The organism is Salinisphaera sp. G21_0 (assembly GCF_017744115.1).
Lineage (GTDB): Bacteria > Pseudomonadota > Gammaproteobacteria > Pseudomonadales > Endozoicomonadaceae > Endozoicomonas.
In genome coordinates this window covers 90558-114077 of the sequence record NZ_JAGHQW010000006.1, presented here as the reverse complement: position 1 = coordinate 114077, position 23520 = coordinate 90558, and the positions used below count along the sequence as shown (strand labels likewise).

The 23520-nt window shown below is 50.4% G+C and carries 19 protein-coding genes; 13 read left to right on the top strand and 6 right to left on the bottom strand.

The features are described from left to right. Window positions 1-127: 127 nt before the first annotated feature. Both ptsP and nagE read right to left on the bottom strand, forming a co-directional pair. Complete coding sequence (gene ptsP, locus J7439_RS04725; RefSeq protein ID WP_209200677.1) at window positions 128-2707, bottom strand: phosphoenolpyruvate--protein phosphotransferase; 2580 nt, start codon at window positions 2705-2707, stop codon at window positions 128-130. Continuing rightward, window positions 2704-4479, bottom strand: a complete 1776-nt coding sequence (gene nagE / locus J7439_RS04720; RefSeq protein WP_209200676.1) for an N-acetylglucosamine-specific PTS transporter subunit IIBC — start codon at window positions 4477-4479, stop codon at window positions 2704-2706. The genes ptsP and nagE overlap by 4 nt, the downstream gene beginning before the upstream one ends. A gap of 244 nt (window positions 4480-4723) precedes the next feature. On the opposite strand from nagE, the gene nagB reads away from it, so the two are divergent. The 8 genes from nagB to J7439_RS04680 all read left to right on the top strand — a co-directional run bounded on the left by nagB (window position 4724) and on the right by J7439_RS04680 (window position 13090). Then, window positions 4724-5524, top strand: coding sequence for a glucosamine-6-phosphate deaminase (nagB, locus tag J7439_RS04715; RefSeq protein WP_209200675.1), 801 nt, complete (start codon window positions 4724-4726; stop codon window positions 5522-5524). A gap of 1 nt (window position 5525) precedes the next feature. After that, window positions 5526-6716: an N-acetylglucosamine-6-phosphate deacetylase gene (nagA, locus tag J7439_RS04710; RefSeq protein ID WP_209200674.1), complete on the top strand. Its 1191-nt coding sequence runs from the start codon at window positions 5526-5528 to the stop codon at window positions 6714-6716. Then, complete coding sequence (locus J7439_RS04705; protein WP_209200673.1) at window positions 6713-7930, top strand: ROK family protein; 1218 nt, start codon at window positions 6713-6715, stop codon at window positions 7928-7930. The genes nagA and J7439_RS04705 overlap by 4 nt, the downstream gene beginning before the upstream one ends. A 256-nt stretch (window positions 7931-8186) precedes the next feature. Continuing rightward, window positions 8187-8603, top strand: coding sequence for a hypothetical protein (locus J7439_RS04700; protein ID WP_209200672.1), 417 nt, complete (start codon window positions 8187-8189; stop codon window positions 8601-8603). A gap of 272 nt (window positions 8604-8875) precedes the next feature. Next, the gene (locus tag J7439_RS04695) at window positions 8876-10087 is read left to right on the top strand and encodes an ankyrin repeat domain-containing protein (protein ID WP_209200671.1); all 1212 of its coding nucleotides are present in this window, start codon (window positions 8876-8878) and stop codon (window positions 10085-10087) included. Between the two features lie 131 nt (window positions 10088-10218). Next, window positions 10219-11472, top strand: coding sequence for a sterol desaturase family protein (locus J7439_RS04690; protein WP_209200670.1), 1254 nt, complete (start codon window positions 10219-10221; stop codon window positions 11470-11472). 269 nt (window positions 11473-11741) lie between these two features. Continuing rightward, window positions 11742-12137 carry a hypothetical protein gene (locus J7439_RS04685; protein ID WP_209200669.1) on the top strand — a complete coding sequence of 132 codons (396 nt, stop codon included), beginning with the start codon at window positions 11742-11744 and terminating at the stop codon, window positions 12135-12137. A gap of 449 nt (window positions 12138-12586) precedes the next feature. Then, a complete protein-coding gene (locus tag J7439_RS04680; protein ID WP_209200668.1) occupies window positions 12587-13090 on the top strand; it encodes a hypothetical protein in 504 nt (167 codons plus the stop codon). Here J7439_RS04680 and J7439_RS04675 read toward each other — a convergent pair. Together J7439_RS04675 and J7439_RS04670 are read right to left on the bottom strand one after the other, a co-directional pair. Continuing rightward, window positions 13085-13813, bottom strand: coding sequence for a hypothetical protein (locus tag J7439_RS04675; RefSeq protein ID WP_209200667.1), 729 nt, complete (start codon window positions 13811-13813; stop codon window positions 13085-13087). The genes J7439_RS04680 and J7439_RS04675 overlap by 6 nt on opposite strands. Window positions 13814-13851: 38 nt before the next feature. Beyond that, a complete protein-coding gene (locus J7439_RS04670; RefSeq protein WP_209200666.1) occupies window positions 13852-15990 on the bottom strand; it encodes a dihydrolipoyl dehydrogenase family protein in 2139 nt (712 codons plus the stop codon). Window positions 15991-16164: 174 nt separating this feature from the next. On the opposite strand from J7439_RS04670, the gene hemB reads away from it, so the two are divergent. The 3 genes from hemB to J7439_RS04655 all read left to right on the top strand — a co-directional run bounded on the left by hemB (window position 16165) and on the right by J7439_RS04655 (window position 20521). Next, on the top strand, window positions 16165-17172 hold the full coding sequence (gene hemB / locus J7439_RS04665; RefSeq protein WP_209200665.1) for a porphobilinogen synthase: 1008 nt from the start codon (window positions 16165-16167) through the stop codon (window positions 17170-17172). 222 nt (window positions 17173-17394) lie between these two features. Further along, window positions 17395-19584 (top strand): polyphosphate kinase 1, encoded by a 2190-nt coding sequence (gene ppk1, locus J7439_RS04660; protein WP_286196469.1) that lies wholly within the window; start codon window positions 17395-17397, stop codon window positions 19582-19584. 304 nt (window positions 19585-19888) lie between these two features. Beyond that, window positions 19889-20521 carry a hypothetical protein gene (locus tag J7439_RS04655; protein WP_209200664.1) on the top strand — a complete coding sequence of 211 codons (633 nt, stop codon included), beginning with the start codon at window positions 19889-19891 and terminating at the stop codon, window positions 20519-20521. A gap of 253 nt (window positions 20522-20774) precedes the next feature. Here J7439_RS04655 and J7439_RS04650 read toward each other — a convergent pair whose 3' ends face one another. Continuing rightward, window positions 20775-21623: a carbon-nitrogen hydrolase family protein gene (locus J7439_RS04650; protein WP_209200663.1), complete on the bottom strand. Its 849-nt coding sequence runs from the start codon at window positions 21621-21623 to the stop codon at window positions 20775-20777. 83 nt (window positions 21624-21706) lie between these two features. Here J7439_RS04650 and J7439_RS04645 point away from each other — a divergent pair, with 83 nt between their 5' ends. Further along, entirely contained in the window at window positions 21707-22492 is a 786-nt protein-coding gene (locus tag J7439_RS04645) for an NRDE family protein (protein ID WP_209200662.1), read from the top strand. A gap of 41 nt (window positions 22493-22533) precedes the next feature. Then, window positions 22534-22959 carry a DUF2541 family protein gene (locus J7439_RS04640; RefSeq protein WP_209200661.1) on the top strand — a complete coding sequence of 142 codons (426 nt, stop codon included), beginning with the start codon at window positions 22534-22536 and terminating at the stop codon, window positions 22957-22959. A 104-nt stretch (window positions 22960-23063) separates the two neighbouring features. Here the strand turns inward: J7439_RS04640 and ruvX are convergent, their stop codons facing one another. Beyond that, complete coding sequence (ruvX, locus tag J7439_RS04635; protein ID WP_209200660.1) at window positions 23064-23513, bottom strand: Holliday junction resolvase RuvX; 450 nt, start codon at window positions 23511-23513, stop codon at window positions 23064-23066. Window positions 23514-23520: the final 7 nt, after the last annotated feature.

Below are 23520 nucleotides of genomic sequence, written 5' to 3'. Positions count from 1 at the left end.
CCTGAATCAAGACCTTGTGATTTATAGGACAACTACGTATCAGCACAGGAAAACTACATATTTCAGACAGCAATAAAAAAGCCCCATGGCCAAAACCAGGGGCTGTCAGCAAGATGATCGTCTGCGATCAGGCAGTCAAACGTCTTACGTCTTCTACTGAATCCAGAGTCAGCGCTTCACGGGCCAGGCTCTGGCACTGCTTATAGTTCAGACTGCGAACGCGAGCCTTAACCACCGGGATTGCAGGGACACTGATGGACAGTTCCTGAACACCCAGGCCGACCAGAATAGGCACTGCATTCGGGTCACTGGCCAGGCTGCCACAGATCCCCGTCCACTTGCCTTCTTTGTTGGCTGCTTTCACCGTCATATCGATCAGGCGCAATACCGCAGGGTGAAGACCATCGACCCGTGCCGCCAGTTTTGGATGACCACGGTCAACGGCCAGGGTGTACTGGGTCAGGTCATTGGTACCGATAGAGAAGAAGTCCACTTCTTTGGCGAAATGATCGGCCAGCAGTGCAGCGGACGGCACCTCAATCATAATACCCACTTCAACGGTGACACCCGCCGTCTCCTGCTCTTCCAGCACCAGCTTTTTCACGGCACGGAATTCATCCAGGGAGCTGATCATCGGGAACATGATACGGGCATGACCGGCATGAGCCGCCTTCAGGATCGCACGAACCTGCTTGCGCAGCATGGCCGGACGGTTAATACCGATACGCACGCCACGTTCACCCAGGAATGGGTTCTCCTCTTTTGGCAGGGGCAGATAAGCCAGAGGCTTGTCACCACCGACGTCCAGAGTACGGATAATGACCGGACGATCTTTACCCATAGCATCCAGAATACCTTCGTAGGCTTTTATCTGCTCATCCATGGTGGGTTCGGTAGCACGCTCCATATAGAGGAACTCGGAACGCAGCAGACCTACCGCTTCAGCACCCATTTTGACCGCTTTTTCCGCATCGTCCTGGTTGGCGATATTGGCAGCGATCTCAACATGGTGGCCATCCAGAGTCACTGCAGGCTGGTCAGCCACTTGCAGCGCCGCTGCATGCTCAGCCGCCGCACGCTCCTGGCGGGCAACGGTTCTGTCGATCTCTTCCTGAGTAGGATTAACCAGCATGTAACCCTTGTTGGTGTTCAGGATAACATCGGTACCGTTCTCGTACTGACGAACACTGCCCGGTACGTTGACCAGGTAAGGAATACCCAGGGAACCGGCCAGAATCGCCGCATGGGAAGTCGCACCACCATGCAGGGTCACGATACCAATCACGCGCTTGCGATCCAGAGTCACCACTTCGGAAGGGGTAATATCTTCCAGACAGAGAATGGTGTTTTCCGGCAGCTGATCGGTGCCACCTTCAACGCCCATCAGGTAGCGCAGAACCCGAAGACCAACGTCTTCTACATCGATGGCCCGGGCCGCCAGCAGCGGGTTATCCAGCTTGCGCATTTCATCCGCTTCCGCCAGAAAACTTCTGTGCCACGACCACATGGCGCTCTTGCCTGCTTCAATCAGTTCACGGGCACGGTCACTGATTGCCGGGTCTTCCAGTAACTGCTGATGGGCAACAAAAACTTCCGCATGACCACCCACGTGATCCGCTTCCATTTTGGCAACCAGCTGCTGCAGGGACTCCCGGGCTTTCTGGATACCGTAGCCAAGCTGACCCAGCTCATCGCTGACACCAACACCCTCTTCCGGGTAGCTGGGCAGTTCATGAACCAGATGGTGCAGCTTACCAATGGCCATGCCCGGTGCCGCTTTCACGCCGGGTAAACGACCATCGGAGCCTTCTACCGGTCCAAGCAGTGGCGCTTCCTCTTCCATGGCTTCATCTGCAACCGGCAGCACGTCGGCAACGGCTTCACCCAGGCCGCTGCGAAAACCATCGAGGATGGCTTCCATCGCCTCTTTGGCATCAGGGCCGGTGACGGTGATTTGCAGGTTAGAACCCAGCACCGTTTGAAGCCCCATCAGAGCAGTCAGACTGTTGGCCTTGCTTTCTTTGCCATTATCTTTATTCAGAATCATCACGTCAGAATTGAAGCGTTTGATAATCTGAATCAGAGTGGCAGAAGGACGGGCATGAAGACCCAGTGGGTTCTTCAGCACAAAATCTTCTGTCAGGGTAATGCTGTCCTGACGGCTGTATTTGCTCTCGGTGGACATCTCCTTTTCAGGCTCAGCCCCAATGGCAAATACGGTATCCTGCCCCGCTTTTACTTCGGTGCGGGGATTAACAACCACACCGGTTTCACCGGTAGTGATCATAATCGCGGTCTGCAGGCTGGCCGCCCTGGCTCCGACAAACTCAGGATCAAACGACAGCAGCTGCTGACCAACAGTCACTTTGTCGCCTATTTTGACGTTGGTCTCAAAGCCTTCACCACGCAGAACAACAGTATCGATGCCCACATGGATCAACACTTCTACACCGGAATCTGTCTTGATGGCCACGGCATGTCTGGCGTCATGCAGCTGGCTGATGGTACCGGCGCACGGTGCCAGCACCACAGAATCCGTCGGGTTGATCGCAATACCGTCACCGATCAGCCGACCAGCAAATACCGGGTCAGTGGATTCCTCGATGGATAACAGCATTCCGGACAAAGGCGCAACCAGTGACAGTTGGCAAGGTTTGCCCTCTTTTTTGTCATCTTGCTTTTTGTCATCTCGATCACAGAGCGTCATGCAGAAACCTCAACATTGGCAAGATCATCCGTCACCGGGATCTTTTTCATTTCATCAGCAATCATTTCAGCCTGGGGACCGACGACGATTTGCAGGTTCTTGTCACCCACACGAACCACCGCCGCTGCCCCCAGCGCCTTAATACGATCATCACTGACGCTGGCAGTATCTTTCAGCGTCAGACGCAGGCGAGAGACACAGGCATCAATCTGAGTCACGTTTTGATGGCCACCCAGCACTTTCAGGCACTGACGGGCGAACAGAGTAGTATCTTTTACTTCCACTTCTTTTTTCACTGTCTTCTGAGAAATAGCCGCCGCTACTTGCTGAGCCTGACCTGGCAACTGGATAGCACTCAGATCTTCAGTAGCTGCAATTTTTTTCATCTTACCGGCAATGATTTCCGCCTTTGGACCAAGAATAATCTGCAGGTTCTTATCACCGACACGAATCATACCGCTGGCACCCAGTGCCTTGATGACACGCTCATCAGCCACAGAAGGGTCTTTCAGGGTCAGGCGCAGACGGGTAATGCAGGCGTCGATATTGGTGATGTTATCCAGACCACCTATCGCTTTGGTGAACTGGCGAGCCAGATAACCATTGTCGCCCATCCCCTGCTTGTTTATATCTACCGCCGCCACACTCTCAATTGAAGAATCGTCTTCATCTTCACGACCCGGTGTTTTCAGGTTAAACATCTTGATGGCGAAGTAGAAAACGCAGAAGTAGATGACAGCGAATGCCAGACCAATAACCACCAGAGTCCATGGCTTCGTTGCCAGACCCCAGTTTAGCACCATGTCAAACAAACCGGCGGAAAAGCCAAAGCCCGTCAGAACGCCCATGGCATTGGTTACCACAAGGGAAGCACCGGTCAGCACAGCGTGAGCAGCATACAGCCCGGGTGCCAGGAACATAAACATGAATTCCAGAGGCTCGGTAATACCGGTCAGGAATGCCGTCAGGGCAACCGAGAAAAGCACACCACCAACCTGTGCACGACGGCTCTTATCAGCCGTCAGGTACATGGCCAGGGCCGCTGCCGGCAGACCAAACATCATCACCGGGAAGAAACCGGTCATAAACACCCCGGCCGTCGGATCACCGGCAAAGAAGCGATGCAGATCACCGTAGACCACGTCACCGGCAGCGTTGGTAAAGTCACCCAGACCAAACCAGAAATAAGAGTTCATAACATGATGCAGACCGAAAGGAATCAGGCCACGGTTCAGGGTACCGTATACAAACTGGCCAACCGCACCAGAGCCGGCAACACCGTGACCAAAAGCATCAATACCATTTTGAATACCAGGCCAGATATGACCACAGGCCCAGCCGATCACCAGCATAAACAGACCGGTCATGATCGGTACCAGACGCTTGCCGCTGAAGAAGCCAAGATAAGCTGGCAGCGACACCGCATGAAATCGGTTGTAGGAATGACCGGCAACGATACCGCTGATGATACCGCCGAAGAAGGACATATCGATATCTGGATTAATGGTTGCCGTCGTGGCTTTCAAAATAAAAAAGCCAACAGCACCCGCGATCACTGCAGCACCAGCGCCGTCTACCGCCAGGCCTAAGGCGATGCCCATGGCGAACAGCAACGCCAGATTACTGAAAATCGCGTTACCCGCCTGCGCCATAAAGGGAATATCCAGCAAATCAGGCTGGCCCAGACGCAGCAGCAAAGCTGCGACAGGAAGAACGGCAATAGGCAGCATCAGCGCCTTACCGAGTTTCTGCAAGTAACCCAAGATGTTCATGACTGATCAACCATTTAATTCTTTATAGTGAGAGTGTGTCTCGTTCTGTGTGGCGCGGAATTTTACTGATTTATTTTTCAAAGAAAAATAAAAAAGCGAATACATTGACCCAGATCATCACTTAAAGACATTTTCTACCCGTTGAGCACATTGCCAACCGCCTTTATTTTCCATCAAAAAATAAATAAGCTATGATGCATAACATCATCCCCTGAGCAGATTAGAGAAACCTGGAGTTTACGACATGCGCTTTATACCTCTGAAAGACAAGGCAGCCGTTGGTCGTTGGGCTGCTCGATACATTGTCAGCCGGATCAAGGCATTTAATCCGACTCCTGAACGCCCCTTTGTTCTCGGCCTGCCAACCGGCGGCACACCCATCCCGACATATCAGGAACTGGTTCGCCTGCACAGGGAAGGGGAGGTAAGCTTTGCCCATGTTGTTACCTTCAACATGGACGAATACGTTGGCCTGCCTGCCGATCACCCGGAATGCTACCGAATGTTCATGCACCGCCACTTCTTTGATCATGTGGATATCCCGGCAGCGAACATTAACTTTCTGGACGGTAACGCAGAAAATCTGGAAGCCGAGTGCCTGCGCTACGAAACAGCGATTAAAGGTTATGGCGGCATTGAGCTGTTTATGGGTGGTGTCGGACACGATGGGCACATCGCATTTAATGAACCCGGTTCTTCACTATCCTCCCGTACCCGCCTGAAGACGCTGACCACTGAAACCCGTGAAGCCAACGCACGCTTCTTTGATCAGGACATCAGCCAGGTACCAAAACTGGCGCTTACCGTGGGTGTCGGAACGGTTCTGGACTCCCGTGAGCTGATGATTCTGGCCACTGGCTCTGATAAATCCCGTGCGGTTCAGGCCACGGTTGAAGGATCAGTAAACCATATGTGGACAATCTCAGCCCTGCAGCTTCATCCAAAAGCGATGATGATCTGTGATGACCCTGCAACCCTGGATCTGAAAGTTCGCACTCTGCGCTACTTCCAGGATATTGAGTCTGAAAACATCAAGGACTTTTGAAATGTCTGCGGATCTGGCCATCAGCCCGGAAAAGAGTTACGCACTGGTTAATTTCAAACCGTTAACCGGTGACCCAGAGCAGTCGTCGTTTGATACCATCATTATAGAGAATGGCCGAATTTCGGCCATTGGCAAGGCAGAGGATATTGCCGGTGATCATCAGGGTACCGATAGCCTGAAAAAAGTAGACATCGGCGGTCTTACGTTAAGCCCTGGTTTTATCGACCTGCAATTAAACGGCTGTGGTGGTGTTCTTTTTAACAGTGATATCTCCACCAATACGCTGGACATCATGCACGAGACCAACCTCCGCTCAGGTTGTACGGCATTTCTGCCTACGCTGATTACCAGCAGTGATGAGGATATACGACAAGCGGTTAAGGTCACCCGTGAATACATGGCCAGGCATCCGGATCGCGTACCCGGCATTCATCTGGAAGGCCCTTACCTGAACCCTCAGCGCAAAGGCATTCATGATCAGGACTTCATCCGTACGCCCTCTTGCGCAATGATCGACTTTTTCTGTGACAATGCCGACGTCATTGCCATGGTGACACTGGCACCGGAAGTCTGCCCGGAAGGAACCATTGAAAAGCTGAGTAAAGCGGGCATTATCGTGTCCATCGGCCATACCAATGCCACCTGTGAGCAGGCTAAAGCGGCAGAACAAGCGGGTGCCACCTTTGCCACTCATCTCCATAACGCCATGAGCCCCCTGGGCAGCCGCGAGCCTGGTGTGGTAGGTGCCGTTTTTGACAGTCATGCTCTGGGTGCCGGTATCATTGCTGACGGTCTTCACCTGTCCTGGGAAAACCTGCGTATCGCCCATCGTCTGATGCAGGACCGTCTGGTGCTGGTGACCGATGCAACCACTCCCGCTGGCACCGATATGGAAACCTTTGTCTTTGCCGGACAAACTATCTACCACAAAGATGGCAAGTGCTCCAACGCGGATGGAACCCTTGCCGGCTCCGTACTCACTATGATTGCAGCGGTTGCCAATAGCGTACGGGCGGGGATTGAGCCTCAGGCGGTGATTCGCATGGCTACCGTCAATGCAGCAAAAGCCATTCATGTTGAAAGTCAGATGGGCAGCATTGCGGTTGGGCAGTTTGCCAACCTTGCCATTTTCGATGACAACTTTACCCTGCTGGGTACGGTGAGCGGTGGTGAGCTGAAACTACAAAAATGACGACAGTAATTGCCAATCTGGACTTCGTAAAAGAGCGGAACATTTCTGCGGTTTACAAAGCGATTGTTGATCATGGCTCCATCTCGAGAATCCAGATAGCCAGACAATGTCGTCTGGCTGCCGGTAGCGTGACCCGTATCACCCGACAGCTGATGGAAGTCGGCCTGATTGTTGAACAGGAACAGCAGACCTCTGAACGGGGGCGTCGGGCCATATCGCTGGCTCCAAGGCAGGGCCAGATCCAGATTCTTGCAGCAAGGGCAGGCAGAACCAAACTCCACCTGGGGTTGTGTGACCTGTCAGGCAAGCTGCTGGCAGAATACTCAGAGCCTATTCAGCCTTTGAATCAGGTGGAATTTTCCAGGCAGCTGATTGCCACACTGAGAAAATTCCTCAAAACCCATAAGAAGCATATTCGTTGTCTGGCCGGTGTTGGCATAACAACACCCGGCCTGATCAATTCCGCCAAAGGGATTATTACTTTCATGCCCCACCTTTCTGTCAGCAATCTCCCCCTGGCAGAGCAGGTGTCTGACGCATTGGGGCTTCCCTGTTTTATCAACAACTTTATTTCGTCCATGGCGCTGGCTGAGTACCACTTTGGCGTCAGCCGTGGATTTAAAAATAGCCTCTTTGTCAGCGTCCATAACGGGGTGGGGGCTGGCATGATTCTGGACGACAAGCTCTATGAAGGCAGTACCCTGACCGTTGGCGAGATTGGCCATATTCAGATCGACCCGCTTGGAGAACGGTGTTACTGCGGTAACTATGGCTGCCTGGAAACTTTGGTCTGTAATCCGGCCATAGAAAAGCGCTGTCATAAACTGCTGGCGTCTGGTGTTCCCAGTCTGTTAAATATCAGCCAGACAAAAAAGGCGGATATCCTGGCAATCTGTCATGCCGCGAACGAGGGCGATCAGCTGGCAAATGATCTACTGAAAGAAGCCGCCGGTAACCTTGGCAGAGCAATAGCCATGAGTGTCAACTTGCTGCGACCGGACACGGTGGTGCTTGCCGGTGAAATCTGTGCCGCTGCCACGATTATCCACCCGGTGATCAAACATTGTCTGAAAACGCAGACGGTTTCAATCAATGAAAACCTTGAAACCAGCGTCGTTTACTCAACACTTTACGACAGCCCATGGTATGGCGGGTTTACCCTGGTAAGGAGGGCGCTTCTGGAAGAGGGGCTACTGTTGAAACTTATCCAGTAAGAAAGCGGGGAAGGGAGATATTGTTACTGTGAGCCAGGCTCGATTTTGCGATGCTACCAGGAAAAAAGCTGGCTGTTAAAGCCAGCAGTCAGTGCATCGAAGGGACCCGTCGTTGGCCATGAGGGCCCCAGCGAAGCCGTGAGGGCTTAGGGCTTCCATAATTAAACACCTGTCGTTAATTTGGATCATCAGGCTATTCCATTTTCAAATAATCGAACTTATTTAGTAGGTTGTTGTCTGTTGTTGTCGATAAACAATGGAGGATATTAATGCAATGCAACCTATACAAGGCACTTCATCAGCGGCAGTTACATCGCCACAGGAACAAACCAACTCTTCAACATCGAATTCAGGTGCCTCACTTGGCCCTCACAAAGTCTCCATTTCAGGACTCGATAAAGCAATTGTATTAATGGCTTTATTCAATAATTCAAAGCCTCAAGGTAATGGGGCTTATGCTCCCAGAGTTCTGAAAAATATGAGTATAGAAAGAGCCCAACAGCATACTGAAAGAAACTTACGCTTGAGTTTTGGCTATGTTGATGGACGGATAATTAAAACCAATATCAGTGGTGATGTTGCTGATACCAGGCTATACGATCGAGATAATGGGGATAATGCTGGTTTGATAGCAATCGAAATGGCTAAAAGAATCATGAATTCCGTTAAGTAGCAATATTGTGCCTGGTTTTTCAAGACAAACAGATTTAGTAAACAGTAGGGCTTGATCTGTCGATCGCTCAGGAAAAATCATGCAGGGATGATGCAGAATTTTTGTCAGCCAATTTGCCAAGAGAAAAGCACCGGTATGCTGAACTTAAGATTCTGGAGTCTTTAGAGCGCTTTCTTGAGCGATTTGGTAAAAAATCCAATAACCAATAAACCAGTTACAAACCATACTATGAGTTCCAAACGTTCTTCATCCATGCCACCAGGTTAATAGTCATGAATACGATCCAGAGTGAAAGTGTCCCTTCCAGCTCCCATCCACAGCCTGTCGAGGAGGTCCCTTTGCAGGATCTGGCGGCACCGGATACCGGGATCAGCGATGGTGATGACCGCTCAAATCCGTTGAACGAGGCACCAGTACTGGCCGCCTGCCGCAATAATAACCTGATCTGGCTCCGGGAGTTACTGGCCGAAGACTCCGGCCTCGCGCAACGGACAGCCCCGTCCGGCGTGACTGACCAACCGGTTTCTCCACTCCATATCACTGCCCAGGACGGTCATAAGGAGGCCACAGAATGCCTGTTGAATACCGCCTTGCAGGATGTATCGGAGGCAGAAAAGGCAAATGTCACCATCATGCTCATGACACCCCGCCATAAAAAAAATGGCGTGACCCCGTTTTATCTTGCCACTCAGAATGCCCATGAGTGGGTCGTGGCAACTTTCCTGAACTACCTGCTGCCACTGCCTGAGGCAGATATTCCCCGGGCCCTGGTGGCAGTCATGAATGCTGCCCACAACAATGGCCAAACCCCACTGTGTGAAGCAATCATAAGAGGCGATGACCGAATGGTATCCTGCTTCCTGCAGGTCCTGGAATCCTCGCCGGAGACCAAAAGAGCCGATACCATGATTGAGGTGCTGGCCCCTGAAAAGCAGGGCAAGGGCAAGGGCGAGAGGCAGCCGCTCCATCTGGCTGCCCGCATGGGCAATAGCAGGATCATAAAATTACTGCTGGAGTCTGTTTCAGCGGTACCGGAATCAGAGCGGAGCAAGGTTGTCAGGCAGGTAGTGAATGCCACTGACGTCTATGGTGCTACTCCGCTATTGATTGCTGCACATGGTGGGTTTGTCAGGATTGTCCAGGACATAATGGCGGTCATCAGTAAAGTGCCGGATTCAGAAAGAGCCGAGCTTGGCAATGCCCTGGTGAATACCGCCAACAAAGACGGGGTAACCCCGCTCTACGCTGCAGCTTCGGCCCTATACAGGCCTATTGTGTTGATGCTGCTGGAGCACGGTGCTGACCCGGAACAAGCAAAGGTTGGCTGCGTCCTGGGAACATGCCGGAGATCGAATACCCCCCGCCAGGTAGCAGGCCAACGTGGCAACAAGGGTATTGTTGCCTTGATCAATAAAGCGATTCAGTCACGTAAGGCGGCAAGTCTGCAGTCAGGAAAGGAAAAGGAACAGGCTGCTGCTCAATAGGGAAAAATACTTTACGACGATTTTGCTAAAATCCGGGCAGCACAAGACGTGTTCAATTGATTAAAAACCATGCTTTTCATTGGGACTCATGTTAAAAACAAGCCTACAACAATAATAACCAGGCTCGCCCCATGAATCCGATTGTGTACGCCATACCAATCTTCCTGCTGATGATCCTTATTGAAGTGATCGCCACCATCATTCGCAAGAAGGATTACTATCGAGTTAACGATGCCATAAACAGCCTGAGCACGGGGATGCTTAACGTCACCACGGGTGTTATTTTCAAACTTGGTATCTATACCCTTATTTATAATCATGCAGCGCTCTTGTCACTGGATAGCAACGCCCTCTGGGTATGGGTCCTTGGGTTTGTATTGCAGGATTTCTTCTATTACTGGAATCATCGCAAAGGCCATGAAATCAACCTGCTCTGGGCTGCCCACTCGGTGCATCACCAGAGTGAGGAATACAATCTGACAACGGCTCTGCGCCAGACCAGCACCGGCTTTCTGTTCTCATGGGTGTTCTACGTGCCCATGGCCATTGTTGGCATCCCACCTTATGTCTTTTTGACGGTAAGCCTGATGAATCTGCTTTATCAATATTGGGTGCATACCCGCCATATTCCAAAGCTTGGCTGGTTTGAACGGCTGTTTGTTACCCCCTCAAACCATCGGGTTCACCATGCCAAAAACCGGAAGTATCTGGATAAAAATTATGGTGGGGTATTTATTATCTGGGATCGACTGTTTGGCACATTTATCGAAGAAGATGAAAACTATGAGCCCATCCGCTACGGCACGCTAACGCCTCTGAGAAGCTGGAACCCGGTGTGGGCAAACCTGCATCTTTATACCGGGATGTGCAGGGATGCCTTTAATACCAAAAGCTGGAAAGACAAACTCACACTCTGGTTCAGACGCACAGGCTATCGACCTGCGGACATCGCCTCACCGATGAAGATGCCGGATATTCACGGCTACAAGAACTATAACCCTGACGTCAGCATGGGCTTGAAAGTCTATGCACTGATCCACTTTGCCATGCTTGTGCTGGCAACCACGGTATTTTTAGCCATCAGCCACAACACTCCTTACGGCTTCAATGCACTCTGGACATTTGTTCTTGCACTGAACCTGATCGGTATTGGCTGGTTGCTGGAAAAATTCACCGGATTGATCGTTATGGAAGCCATACGCTTTGTATTTACCGGGGCAACCATCGTTGTATCCAATGGGATATGGATTGATCTGATGCCAGACTGGACCTGGCAGTTTGTTTTAGTTAGCGGAGTTATGTCACTGCTGGTGCTGAAAACCAGTGGTATTGCCAGCCCTTCTGCCTATTCTATGATCCCGGACCCGACTGAAGCCCAGCCTTAATCTTTACTACCCACAGAACACTTATGCCTCCCGGCCTGTCCTGGCAGAGGGGCATATTGAACTTACTTGGCCGTAAACAGTCTAATTGAGAAATGGCGTTCTCGTAATAAATCTCCCCCTGACAAAGTCATTTGATATTAGAGGGCAAATTATTGGAATTTATAGGAATTTAAATAGTGATTGACAGCACAATTGAAAATATTATTCATTATGTTAAGGCGGCAATAAAACTGCCAATTAACATTGTGCGTTGGTTTTGTGGAAGGGTGGTGGCCATTGCCCACAATATTTCCAACTTCCTGTCAAAACGATCAGACCAAAATGACAGTTCTGACGTGCAACAAAAGGATATTTCGGATCGTACTGTTTCATCAGCCGACTCTCAGCCTGGTTACCATGAAAGGGAGACAGTAACTACTGCAGTCTTTCCTTTTGGCAACCTGGAAAAAATACTGGAATGTCATAGGGGTGACTTTGAATCTGCCGAAGCATTTGCCCAGGAAAAAACGAGGCTTCTGCAGGAAGCGAAGTGGCTTCACATAAGGTGGAATGAGACTGACATGTTATGCCTGAAAATAACCACTAAAACGAATGCTGAAGGGAAACAGGTTACTTGTAGTTTGACCAAAGAAGTTGATCGAACTAGCAGCAGAAACCCGTCATGACCGTTGATTCTGCCCATACAACCGATAGGCTTCCAGGGCTGATGCCTCATCCACCAGCATTTTCTCAAATTGCCTCAGCTCCCCGGCCAGGGCATAAGACGCTTTGGGTGCCTGCAGCTCAATTTTCAGATCATTTTCATGAATGATGGATAGCTTGAGATCGTGAACAGCCTCAACGTAAGCTTCATCCGCCTGCCTGATAAAATTTCAGACAACCGTAATTGTCCTACCGGTCAACTGCCAGCAAGAGGCTAATTCCGGTTCCAATCTAAAATCCGGGCAGCATCAGTAGTTAACCAAATGAATTCATACGCTTTGTACTCACCGGGGCAACCATCTGGAACTTAACTGGCCGCACACAGTCTAAGTTAACGAACGGTGTTCCCTTAATAAATCTCCCACTGACAAAGTCTTTCGATATTAGAGGGCAAATTATTGGAATTTAAATAATGATTAACAACACAATTGAAAATATTACTTATTATGTTAAAGCGGCAATAAAACTGCCGCTTAACATTGTGCGTTGGTTTTGTGGAAGGGTGGTGGCCATTGCTACCAATATCTCCAATTTCCTGTCGAATCGATCAGAGCAAGGTAACAATTCCGCCGTGCAACAAAAGAGCATTTCGGATCATACTTTTTCATCGGCCGACTCGCAGACTTATGTTTCATCAGCCGACTCGCAGACATACTATGAAAGGGAGAAAAGGGAGACAGAATTTTCAGTTGTTTTTCCCTTTGGCAGGCTGAAAAAAGCACTGGATATTATCCATAGAGATGAATTTGCCTCTGACGAAAAATTTACCCAAGAGAAAACCAGGCTTCTGAAGGAAGCGGAGCGTCATCACTTAGAGAATAAGATTGACGAGTTCGAGCTGATAATAACAACCAAAACGATTGCTGAAGGGAAAAAAGTTTTTAAATGTAAAATGATCCCGAAGAATCCGTCATGACCGTTGATTCTGCCCATACAGCCGATATGCTTCCAGGGCTGATGCCTCATCCACCAGCATTTTCTCAAATTGCCTCAGCTCCCCGGCCAGGGGAGAAGACGCTTTAGGTGCCTGCAGCTCAATTTTCAGATCATTTTCATGAATGATGGATAACTTGAGATCGTGAACGGCCTCAACGTAAGCCTCATCAGCCTGCCTGAAGTCACTGGCAACGTCTGCGGCAACACAGTCCTTGAGACAGTCAACCACCCGTGCCCGCTCTTCAGTAACCTTTGACTGCCCACGGCCTTCCAGCAGGTCCAGCCAGAGCTGCGACTGCTCACAATCCAGCTGTAGCTTGCGCAACGCCTGATCACAGACACCCTCAGCCTTGCCTTCTCCCAGGCGCTGCCAGGCCATTTGATTTTTTTGCTGGACCAGCGCAATCATCGTTCCAATCTTTTTCTGTTTATCAATGGGTTTGAGACGGGAGACCATCTTATAGATAGAAGTTGGCAGAAAGTTTTTTATTCTTGCCAGAAGACTTTTGTTATTGGTTTTGAGACTTTTCCGGGAAGAAGGCTCAGCCAGCATAACACTTCGGTTCTTGAGGATTTTTTTCAGCTCTTGGAAGATTTTCTTATCTTCGCTGATGGCAGCCGACGCTAACCTTGGGCTGTTATTTACAGAATCCTTTGAGGGATCCTCTGTCGGGCCACCATCAGACGGGTCCGGGTCACTCATTAAACATCCTTATGTTTATAATGACCCCTTAATGATAGTCAATGGCGCATCCATGCGTGGTATTTTTCCACCAGCGACAATACCCCCTGGGGTGCATGGGCTTTTTTCCACTCACCCGCAGCATATTTGTTGGCTTCGCTCAGTGTCGGGTAGATATGGATGGTGCCCAGAATTTTATTCAGACCCAGACCGTGTTTCATGGCACTGATATACTCCGTAATCAGCTCACCGGCATGATAACCAACAATGGTGACTCCGAGGATCTTATCCTTGCCCGGCACGGTCAGCACTTTCACAAAGCCCCGTGCCTCTTCATCCGCTATGGCCCGGTCCAGATCATCAATACCGTATTTGGTCACTTCATAGGCAATGCCCTGTTCCTGAGCCTCCTGTTCATTCAAACCCACTCTGGCCACTTCCGGATCGGTAAAGGTACACCAGGGAATTACTGAATAATCCACTTTGAACTTTTTGAAACGGCCAAACAGTGCATTCACCGCACAATACCAGGCCTGATGTGCCGCCGTGTGGGTAAACTGGTAAGGTCCCGCGACATCGCCACAGGCATAGATATTGGGGTAACGGGTCTGCATATAGTCATTAACCTCGATGGTTCCCCGCTCAGTTAACTCGATACCCAGCACTTCAAGGCCAAGATTTGCCGTATTGGCTTTGCGACCCGTGGCAAACAAGGCGATATCAAAGTCAATTTCTACTGTCTGACCGGCAAATTCCGCTGCCAGAAATTGACGCTCGACTCCGGTGTCCGGATCCTGCAACTTATGGAAAGCACGGGCTTCGTGTTTCAGCCTCAGGTCGACGCCATCCTGAATAAACTGATCCATCACCAGTTTTGAAACATCTTCATCTTCACGATGCAACAGCCGGGCTCCGTGGTCCACCTGAATAACCTGAACACCCAGCCTGGTGAAGGCCTGAGTCAGTTCACAGCCAATAGGGCCACCGCCAATCACCAGCATCCGGCCGGGCTTCTTGCGCAAGTCCCAAATGGTGTCCGAAGTGTAGTATTCAATTTGCTCAAGGCCCGGCAGAGGTGGCACATAGGGACGACCACCACTGGCAATGACAATATTTCGGGACGTGATTCTTTTACCATCCACTTCTACTTCCCAGGGGCTGATCAGCTGGGCAGAACCACTGATGCAGTTAACCCCCAGGCCGGAATAACGCTCCACAGAGTCGTGGGGCTCAACCTTGCCAACAACCCCCTGAACCCTCTCCATCACTTTGGAGAAATTGACCTGCCCGGACGCATGTTCAATACCGAACTCATCGGCCCGCTTCAGGTAATGGGCCATTTTGGCGGAGCGAATCAGGGCTTTGCTGGGTACACACCCGGTATTCAGGCAATCGCCCCCCATTTTATGCTTTTCAATCAGTGATACTTTGGCCTTAACCGCCGCAGCAATATAGCTGCTGACCAGTCCGGCAGAACCGGCACCAATCACGGTCAGGTTATTATCAAACTGTGCAGGCTGCTGGTAGCTGCGATATAAACGACGACGTCTCAACCACTCCATCACCATTCTGGCAATCCAGGGAAAAATACCCAAAAGCACGAATGAAGCGATCAATGGTGGCGTTAAAATCCCTTCAAGAGACAGCTCCTCCACCAGGCCAAGCTGGGCACCGGCATTGACGAACACCGCCGTGCCCGGGAGCATTCCCAGCTGACTGACCAGACTGAAGGTCAGGACCCGCATGGAGGTCAGCCCCATCACCAGGTTGATCACAAAGAAAGGCACGGCCGGAATCAGTCGTAGCGTTGCCAGATAAAAGGCTCCATCCTTGTTCACGCCGTTGTTAATGGTCTCCAGATAACCGGAAAACTTTTGCGCTACCCAGTCTCTTAATAAGGTTCTGGAAAACAGAAAAGCCAGGGTGGCTCCCATGGTGCTGGCAAAAGAGACCAGCAACACGCCCTGAAACAGGCCAAAAATGGCCCCCGCCACCACCGTAAGCACTGCCGCTCCGGGCAGGGAAAGGCCGGTAACCGCCACGTAGATGATAAAGAAAGCAGCAGCCGTCAGTACCGGATCATCACGATAAAGGCCCTGAAAGAAATCACGGGTCAGGTATTGCTGGCCGTCCAGAGTGTAAAACGCACCAATTGCTACAACCAGCGCTGTCAGCAAAAGCCATTTCTTGTTATTCATAACATCTTCCAGTAGCTACAAACATCTGTTTGATACAACAATCCCTGCAAAATCATACGTTTTTTCCCGTATAATGCCAGCCATTATTGTCAAATTAGAAACTGCGGCTGTTTGGCCTGTTGACGCTTCGTTGCGAGGCTTCCGCCCCTTACAACCTCAAAAGGATAAAGAAGTATGATTCACCGCCCTTTTCCTGCTGCCCGCCCAAGACGAATGCGCTACAACGACTTCTCCCGCCGCCTGATGCGCGAAAGTCAGCTTTCCGTGGACAACCTTATTTATCCACTGTTTATTGTGGACGGTCATCAGCAGCGCCAGGCCGTTGCGTCCATGCCCGGTGTTGAGCGCCTCAGCATTGATTTACTCCTTGAGGAAGCCGCTGAGCTGGTGGAGCTGGGCATTCCGGCCATTGCCCTGTTTCCAGTGACACCCGCTGACAGGAAGTCCGAACTGGCGGAAGAAGCCTGGAACCCGGAAGGCCTTGCCCAGCGCGCGGTCCGGGCGCTGAAAAACCAGTTCCCGGAGCTGGGTGTGATTACCGATGTAGCGTTGGATCCCTTTACCTCCCACGGTCTTGATGGCCTGACCAATCAAGATGGTTATGTGGTCAATGATGAAACGGTTGAGGCCCTTGTCCGTCAGGCCCTGTCCCACGCAGAAGCCGGCGCAGACATTGTTGCCCCGTCAGACATGATGGATGGCCGGATTGGTGCCATCCGCCAGCGTCTGGAAGAGGAAGGCCATATCAATACCCGCATTCTGGCCTACTCGGCCAAATATGCCTCCAATTACTACGGCCCGTTCCGGGATGCGGTGGACTCAGCCGGTAACCTCGGCAAAAGCAATAAGTTCAGCTTTCAGATGGACTTTGCCAACAGTGATGAGGCAATCCACGAGGTGGCTGCCGACCTGGCAGAAGGTGCCGATATGGTGATGGTAAAACCTGGCATGCCCTACCTGGATATTGTTCGCCGGGTTAAGGATGAATTCAAGGTACCGGTCTTTGCCTACCAGGTCAGTGGTGAATACGCCATGCACAAGGCGGCGGCGGCCAATGGCTGGCTTAATGGCGATGCCGTGATGCTGGAATCCCTGATGTGTTTTCGCCGGGCCGGTGCGGATGCCATTCTGACGTATTTTGCTAAAGACGCTGCAAGAGCGCTCCGTAAAATGAACGCTTGATAAAACAGGTAAACGTTCATGCCGGGAGTAGTCTTTATTATTTCTGTTAGAATAAAATAAATAATGCGACATTCTCCCTGCCCTATTACTTCCGCTCCGAGAGTCGCCTGTTTACCGGGCCATTGGTTGAATCTCTGACAAACGTCACTGACAGGATCCATGACAAAAGCCACTGAAACCGGTCATCATAAGCCAGTGCTATTTTGCTGAGAAAGAGGTCGTATGGATAACCCCCAACAGTCGGATGTTCAGGAAACCCGGGCCCAATCATCTGAGTTTGCCGAGCCAATGGTCAGCAAGCCCCCAAAGGTCAGTGATTATCAGAACCCTGACTATTACATTAATCGTGAACTCAGCCATCTGGCGTTTAATTTCCGGGTGCTGCAGCAGGCGTTAAACGAAGAGTACCCGCTGCTGGAGCGCTTCCGGTTTCTGCTGATTTTCAGCTCCAACCTCGATGAATATTTTGAAATCCGGGTCGCGGGCCTGATGCAGCAGATCGACTTCTCCCGTGAGCAGGTGGGTCTCGATGGCATGGGACCACAGCAGGTCCTGAAAGAGATCAGCCAGAAGGCCAAAGAATACGTTGAGCTGCAATACCAGATATTGAATGAAAGCCTGTTACCTTCTCTGAGAAGAGAGGGTATTCGCTTTCTGCGTCGCAATGAGCTGACGGAAAAGCAGCAGGCATGGATCAAGCGCTTCTTCTACCATGAAGTGATGCCCATTATCAGCCCTATCGGGCTGGACCCTGCCCACCCGTTCCCAAGGCTGGCAAACAAGCTGCTCTGCTTTATTGTCTCCCTGGAAGGCAAAGATGCTTTTGGTCGTGATACCGGTATGGCCATTATCCCGGCACCCCGGTCGTTACCACGTATTGTCAAAATGCCTGAAGATATCTGTGATGGCCGGGAGAATGATTATGTATTTCTCTCTTCGATTATCCATCGCCATGTCAGCGACCTGTTCCCCGGCATGGATATCAAAGGCTGTTATCAGTTCCGGCTGACCCGTAACAGCGACCTGGATCTTGAAGATGAGGTTGAAGACCTGGCCAAGGCACTGCAGGGCGAACTGCTCTCCCGTCGTTATGGTAAAGCGGTACGGCTGGAGGTAGCCGACAACTGCCCACAACCGCTGGTGGATTTTCTACTCAATGAATTTGGTTTGACCAATGAAGACGTTTACCAGGTCAGTGGACCGGTCAACCTGACGCGCATGATGTCCATCTGCGACACCAATGACAAACCGGACCTGGTCTTCCCGCCGTTTACCCCAGGCTACCCGAAAGGTCTGCACAGTAAACGGAAGCACAGTAACAACGTGCTGGATCTGGTGGCCAAACAGGACATCCTGCTCCATCACCCCTTTGAGTCATTCACCCCGGTGGTGGATATGCTCCGTCAGGCCGCCAAAGACCCTGATGTGCTGGCCATTCGACAGACGCTGTACCGCACCGGTGCTCACTCAGAAATGGTGGATGCCCTGGTAGAAGCCGCCAGACAGGGCAAAGAGGTGACGGTTGTGGTGGAGATCCGTGCCCGGTTTGATGAAGAGGAAAACCTGGCCCTGGCCCGTCGCCTGCAGGAAGCAGGAGCCGTCGTCGTATACGGTGTCGTCGGCTATAAAACCCATGCCAAAATGATGTTGATTGTTCGTCGTGAAGGACGGCATATTCAGCGTTATGCTCACCTTGGCACCGGTAACTATCACGCTGGCAATGCCCGTCTCTATACCGATTACAGCCTGCTGACCTGTGACAAGATACTGACCAACGACGTTCATAAAATTTTCCAGCAGCTGACTGGGATGGGACGTGCGGTTCGTGTCCGTAAGCTGTTCCATGCGCCTTTCACGCTGAAGAAGAGCCTGATTGATCTGATCAACCAGGAAACCAGTAACGCCAAAGAAGGAAAACAGGCCCGGATCATCATCAAAATCAACTCACTCACCGAGTCTCATATCATTAAGGCGTTGTTCAAAGCGTCTCAGGCCGGTGTTGAGGTGGATCTGATCGTTCGGGGCATCTGCTGCCTTAGGCCCGGCATTGAAGGGCTGTCGGAAAATATCCGCGTACGCTCCATTGTCGGACGGTTTCTTGAGCACACCCGTATCTACTACTTTGAAAATGGTGATAATGACGCACTGGTCTACTGTTCCAGTGCGGATGCCATGATCCGAAATCTGGACATGCGTATTGAGACCTGTTTCCCCATTGAAGACCCGAAACTTGCCGCTCGCATCAAAAAAGAATTGGACTACTACCTCACCGATAACACCCGCAGCTGGCAGCTGCAAAGTGACGGTGAGTATGAGAAAAACCGGCCGGTTCGGAGTCAGCGTCGACGTAATGCCCAGGAACGGTTGATGGATGCGTTGGCGATTATTGCTAACAAGCCGTCTACTGATTAAGGGGCTGTCATTTGATAACTTTGACATTTTAGTAAGCGCTGCCCGCTTCCCGCCACCCGAGGCCCGAAAAAGACAGGCTGCTTGTGCTTTTGCGGGAAGCGAGCCTGGAATTTTTTTATGTAATTGCCCTCTCTCTGGTCGTAGTTCAGGACTTACCTCTACTTTATAGCCAATCTTCTCTACATATTCTTTTATCACTGACAATTTTTAAGAAGTGTTTGAATTATTTCCTGAGAATTGACTCTATTTCTAAGCCACTGCGCTACACGACCGAGATATATCAATATTTTATGAGACTCCTGAAATGCACAACATAAATTATCGAGCCGATGTCAATCAGAGTCGACCATCAAGGCTAGCTGACCTCGAGCAAAAGTTTGATAGGAATGACTCCTCACAAAATAAAACCAGAGCGTTTTCCAGCCGCGCATGTGTTGTTGCACTAGCTGTCGGTTCAGCAATAGGCACTATGGGAGCACTGTATTATTTGGCTAGCAGCCAAAGCAGTGTTCAACCGTCGTCATTAAGTGAACGATTAATTACTCCAGGATGCCTTAATGCCGACCAATTCACCTCTTTTACTGGTATACATCCCTCCAATGACAATGATATTTATTGCACTTACACTGATAAAACCCTGCCCGAACAGATGGCCGAATTAGTCAATCACGGAATCATTAGCGTAATTGAGCACGCAGGAAACATAATTTACCATGGTGCAAAGAACACCTTTGAATGTATCAATCAAGGGCTTACCTGGCGACAGTATATTGATGAATCTGTCTGCGTTCGTATGGATGCAGGTACTTGCAGCTCTCTTGGTGGATATACTTCTACAGGTGGCAGTATATGTTCGCCGACAATTGACCTTGAAAGTTCTGCTAGTAAATTATGCAGTAGAGATTTTGTGGAGCTGTGTAAATGGCAGAACTCTTAGGGTGGACATTAAGCTTACCCCTCCATTTTCAATGGCTTTTGAATGGAACCACGAAGGACACCAAGAGCACGAAGGAAAAGAAAATCTCTTCTTTGTGCTCTTGGTGTCCTTCGTGGTTCCATCTTTAACTTCCCGAAGAGGGGAGTAGATGCTTAATGTCTACCCTAAGTAGCAGAATCAGGAGGCTTATTATGCTCCGAGAATAGACTGCCCCTTTTTTGCCACAGAGTCACAGAGGAAAAGATTTTTTCTTTCATCCATGCCTCGGTGACTCCGAGGCAAGTTTTTTTCTATCCCGGATGAGTCTGCGGTGGTTTAAGCAAGGCATTCGCTGACGAACTCTCGCCAGTTCATCCAGATCCAGTTCTGCCGTAATCACCGAAGCCCCTTCCGCAGGGGCTTGTGCCAGAATATCTCCCCAGGGTGAAATGATCATACTGTGCCCATAGGTCTGTCGGCCATCAGGATGGGTACCCGCCTGATTGGCTGCCAACACATAACATTGGTTTTCAATAGCCCTGGCTTTCAACAGCACTTCCCAATGGGCTGCACCGGTTACTTTGGTGAAGGCAGAAGGTACGGTTAATATCGTTGCTCCCTGCGCCACCAGAGTACGATATAGCTCTGGAAAGCGAAGGTCATAACAAATTGACAGGCCAATCTTTGCCTCACCAATATCCACCAGCCCCGGCACTGCTCCGGGGATAAAATCATCGGATTCTCTATAGTGCCCTTTACTGTCAGATACCTCTACATCAAACAGGTGCATTTTGTTGTAGCAGGTGACTTCATCCCCTGTCGGGCTATAAACCAGGCATGAGGCATGGTTACGCCCGTCACCAATATCCCGGACAGGCACTGAACCGCCGACAAGCCAGCTACCCAATGTTCTGGCTGTTGATGCCATCCATTCCCTTATTTCATCAGCCTGCAGAGCCGCTTCAGCCTGGGGGCCTCCAAGCATGGCAAAGCATTCGGGTAACACAATAATGTCTATTTGCTGTTGTTGATAAGCCATTAGCTGACTTTCAATATCAGCAAGATTTTTTGCAACAACCCGGTCCGAGCAAACCTGAACCACCGCTGCCTTGAGTCTACTCATTATTATTTGCCTGTGCTTTTTCGCTGGATGGATGATAATTTATTTCTCGCGTGACTTCATAACACCACAAGATCGTCAACAACATGTGCCTTATTGTTTTTTCATGGCAGCCTGATAGCCAGTATCCCCTGATTCTGGCAGCCAATCGAGATGAATTTTATCAACGCCCGACACAGGCAACCGACTTCTGGAACGATTCGCCGAATGTATTTGGAGGCCGGGACCTGGAAGCTGGCGGCAGCTGGTTGGCCATTAACAAAAATGGCCGCTTGGCTGCCGTTACCAACTACAGGGAAGTTCCCAGCCCTGCTGGCTTATACTCCAGGGGGGCGCTGGTGGCCAACTTTGTCACAGGTGCCCAGTCAGCATCTGACTATTTACAGGCGGTTCAGCAACAGAGCGACAAATGGTCAGGGTTCAATCTCCTGACTATGGATTCAACGGGCCTTTATTACTTTAGCAACCGCACAAAAGACCACGGCATTGCTCCTCTTCCCCCCGGGATCTATGGTTTGAGCAACCATCTGCTGGACACACCATGGCCAAAGCTTATAAGAGCACGTAATGGCTTTACCAGAGCAATCAAAGAGTCCATCCCCCCCAATAGCAAACAACTTATTGAGCTGATGCACGATAATTATCAACCACCGGAGGAACAATTACCGAATACCGGGGTCAGTAAAGAAGTAGAAAAACTGATTTCCAGCTGCTTTATTGCCAGCAAAGAGTACGGTACCCGGAATACCAGCGTATTGATGATTGATCGCCACCATCAACTGCAATGGGTGGAACAGGAATACCTGCCGGAAGGAGCTGTCGGTGAACAGCGTCAGTTCAAATTCACACTGGAGCAGAATCAGCTAAGCTAGTACATCAATTGCAAGTTGCCAGATTGAACCAAGGATTTCCTATGCTTAACCGCTTTTGCCAGTTAATACTTCTCTCTTTGTTGGCACTACCGATCAGCACCTTGGCTATCGATAACTGGATAGCCGTTGGTTCAGCGAAAGCCAGGGTCAGTGAAAATACCTTAACCATTTTTCCCCAGATGGAAGAGTCCTACAGCAAGCTTCGTTTCCATATATCCAATGGCGATATCATCTTGCGTCAGGCTCGTATCTATTTGGCTAAAGGCGAGGTATTTCATATCAACCTGCAGAAAACCATCCGAGGTAAAAGAAACGGTGATGAGGTACAGGATTACTCAAGGACAGTGCCACTGAGCAGTTCACAGCAGAGCCCCCTGGCGAAGATCAAAGTATTCTATAAATTCAAACAGCAGCAATTGGCAACCCAGCCGGTCATTGTTGAGCTGCTTGGTGTGCCTGTAACCTGACATGGGAATAAGTGCTGCCCGTAAAAGACAGATTACTTGTACCTTTGCGGGAAGCGACCTTAACAAGCCTCAGTCAAATGCGGAACTTATTGCGAGACAATGTCTTAATGACTCATAAGGTGTTCATTCTGAGGGTCATTCAGCCAGGCTTCCAGGATAATCTGGGCGGCCATGGCATCCACCGGGTTTGATCCGTAATGCCCTTTATGGCCAAGCTTGCTGGCCCATTCTTTGGCCTCAAAAGACGTCAGTCGTTCATCCGCTGGATAAAATGGCAGGTTGAAGCGTCCATGAATCCGGTTACCAAACTTTCTGGCGCGGCGCGACATGTCCGATTCTGAGCCATCCATATTTAATGGAATACCGACGACAATGGCATCGGGTTTCCACTCCATGATCAGGGCCTCAACCTGACTCCAGTCCGGGATTCCATCTTTTGCTTTTAACGATGGCAGGGCGGAGGCGGTTCGGGTAATAACCTGCCCGGACGCAACACCAATGTTACGGGTTCCGTAGTCAAAACCCAGTACGGTACTTAATTTCTTATCGGTCATTGCTTTT

Coding starts and splice junctions, on each gene's coding strand:
- ptsP (WP_209200677.1), bottom strand. CDS start 2,707: ATGACGCTCTGTGATCGAGATGACAAAAAGCAAGATGACAAAAAAGAG.
- nagE (WP_209200676.1), bottom strand. CDS start 4,479: ATGAACATCTTGGGTTACTTGCAGAAACTCGGTAAGGCGCTGATGCTG.
- nagB (WP_209200675.1), top strand. CDS start 4,724: ATGCGCTTTATACCTCTGAAAGACAAGGCAGCCGTTGGTCGTTGGGCT.
- nagA (WP_209200674.1), top strand. CDS start 5,526: ATGTCTGCGGATCTGGCCATCAGCCCGGAAAAGAGTTACGCACTGGTT.
- J7439_RS04705 (WP_209200673.1), top strand. CDS start 6,713: ATGACGACAGTAATTGCCAATCTGGACTTCGTAAAAGAGCGGAACATT.
- J7439_RS04700 (WP_209200672.1), top strand. CDS start 8,187: ATGGAGGATATTAATGCAATGCAACCTATACAAGGCACTTCATCAGCG.
- J7439_RS04695 (WP_209200671.1), top strand. CDS start 8,876: ATGAATACGATCCAGAGTGAAAGTGTCCCTTCCAGCTCCCATCCACAG.
- J7439_RS04690 (WP_209200670.1), top strand. CDS start 10,219: ATGAATCCGATTGTGTACGCCATACCAATCTTCCTGCTGATGATCCTT.
- J7439_RS04680 (WP_209200668.1), top strand. CDS start 12,587: ATGATTAACAACACAATTGAAAATATTACTTATTATGTTAAAGCGGCA.
- J7439_RS04675 (WP_209200667.1), bottom strand. CDS start 13,813: ATGAGTGACCCGGACCCGTCTGATGGTGGCCCGACAGAGGATCCCTCA.
- J7439_RS04670 (WP_209200666.1), bottom strand. CDS start 15,990: ATGAATAACAAGAAATGGCTTTTGCTGACAGCGCTGGTTGTAGCAATT.
- hemB (WP_209200665.1), top strand. CDS start 16,165: ATGATTCACCGCCCTTTTCCTGCTGCCCGCCCAAGACGAATGCGCTAC.
- ppk1 (WP_286196469.1), top strand. CDS start 17,395: ATGGATAACCCCCAACAGTCGGATGTTCAGGAAACCCGGGCCCAATCA.
- J7439_RS04655 (WP_209200664.1), top strand. CDS start 19,889: ATGCACAACATAAATTATCGAGCCGATGTCAATCAGAGTCGACCATCA.
- J7439_RS04650 (WP_209200663.1), bottom strand. CDS start 21,623: ATGAGTAGACTCAAGGCAGCGGTGGTTCAGGTTTGCTCGGACCGGGTT.
- J7439_RS04645 (WP_209200662.1), top strand. CDS start 21,707: ATGTGCCTTATTGTTTTTTCATGGCAGCCTGATAGCCAGTATCCCCTG.
- J7439_RS04640 (WP_209200661.1), top strand. CDS start 22,534: ATGCTTAACCGCTTTTGCCAGTTAATACTTCTCTCTTTGTTGGCACTA.
- ruvX (WP_209200660.1), bottom strand. CDS start 23,513: ATGACCGATAAGAAATTAAGTACCGTACTGGGTTTTGACTACGGAACC.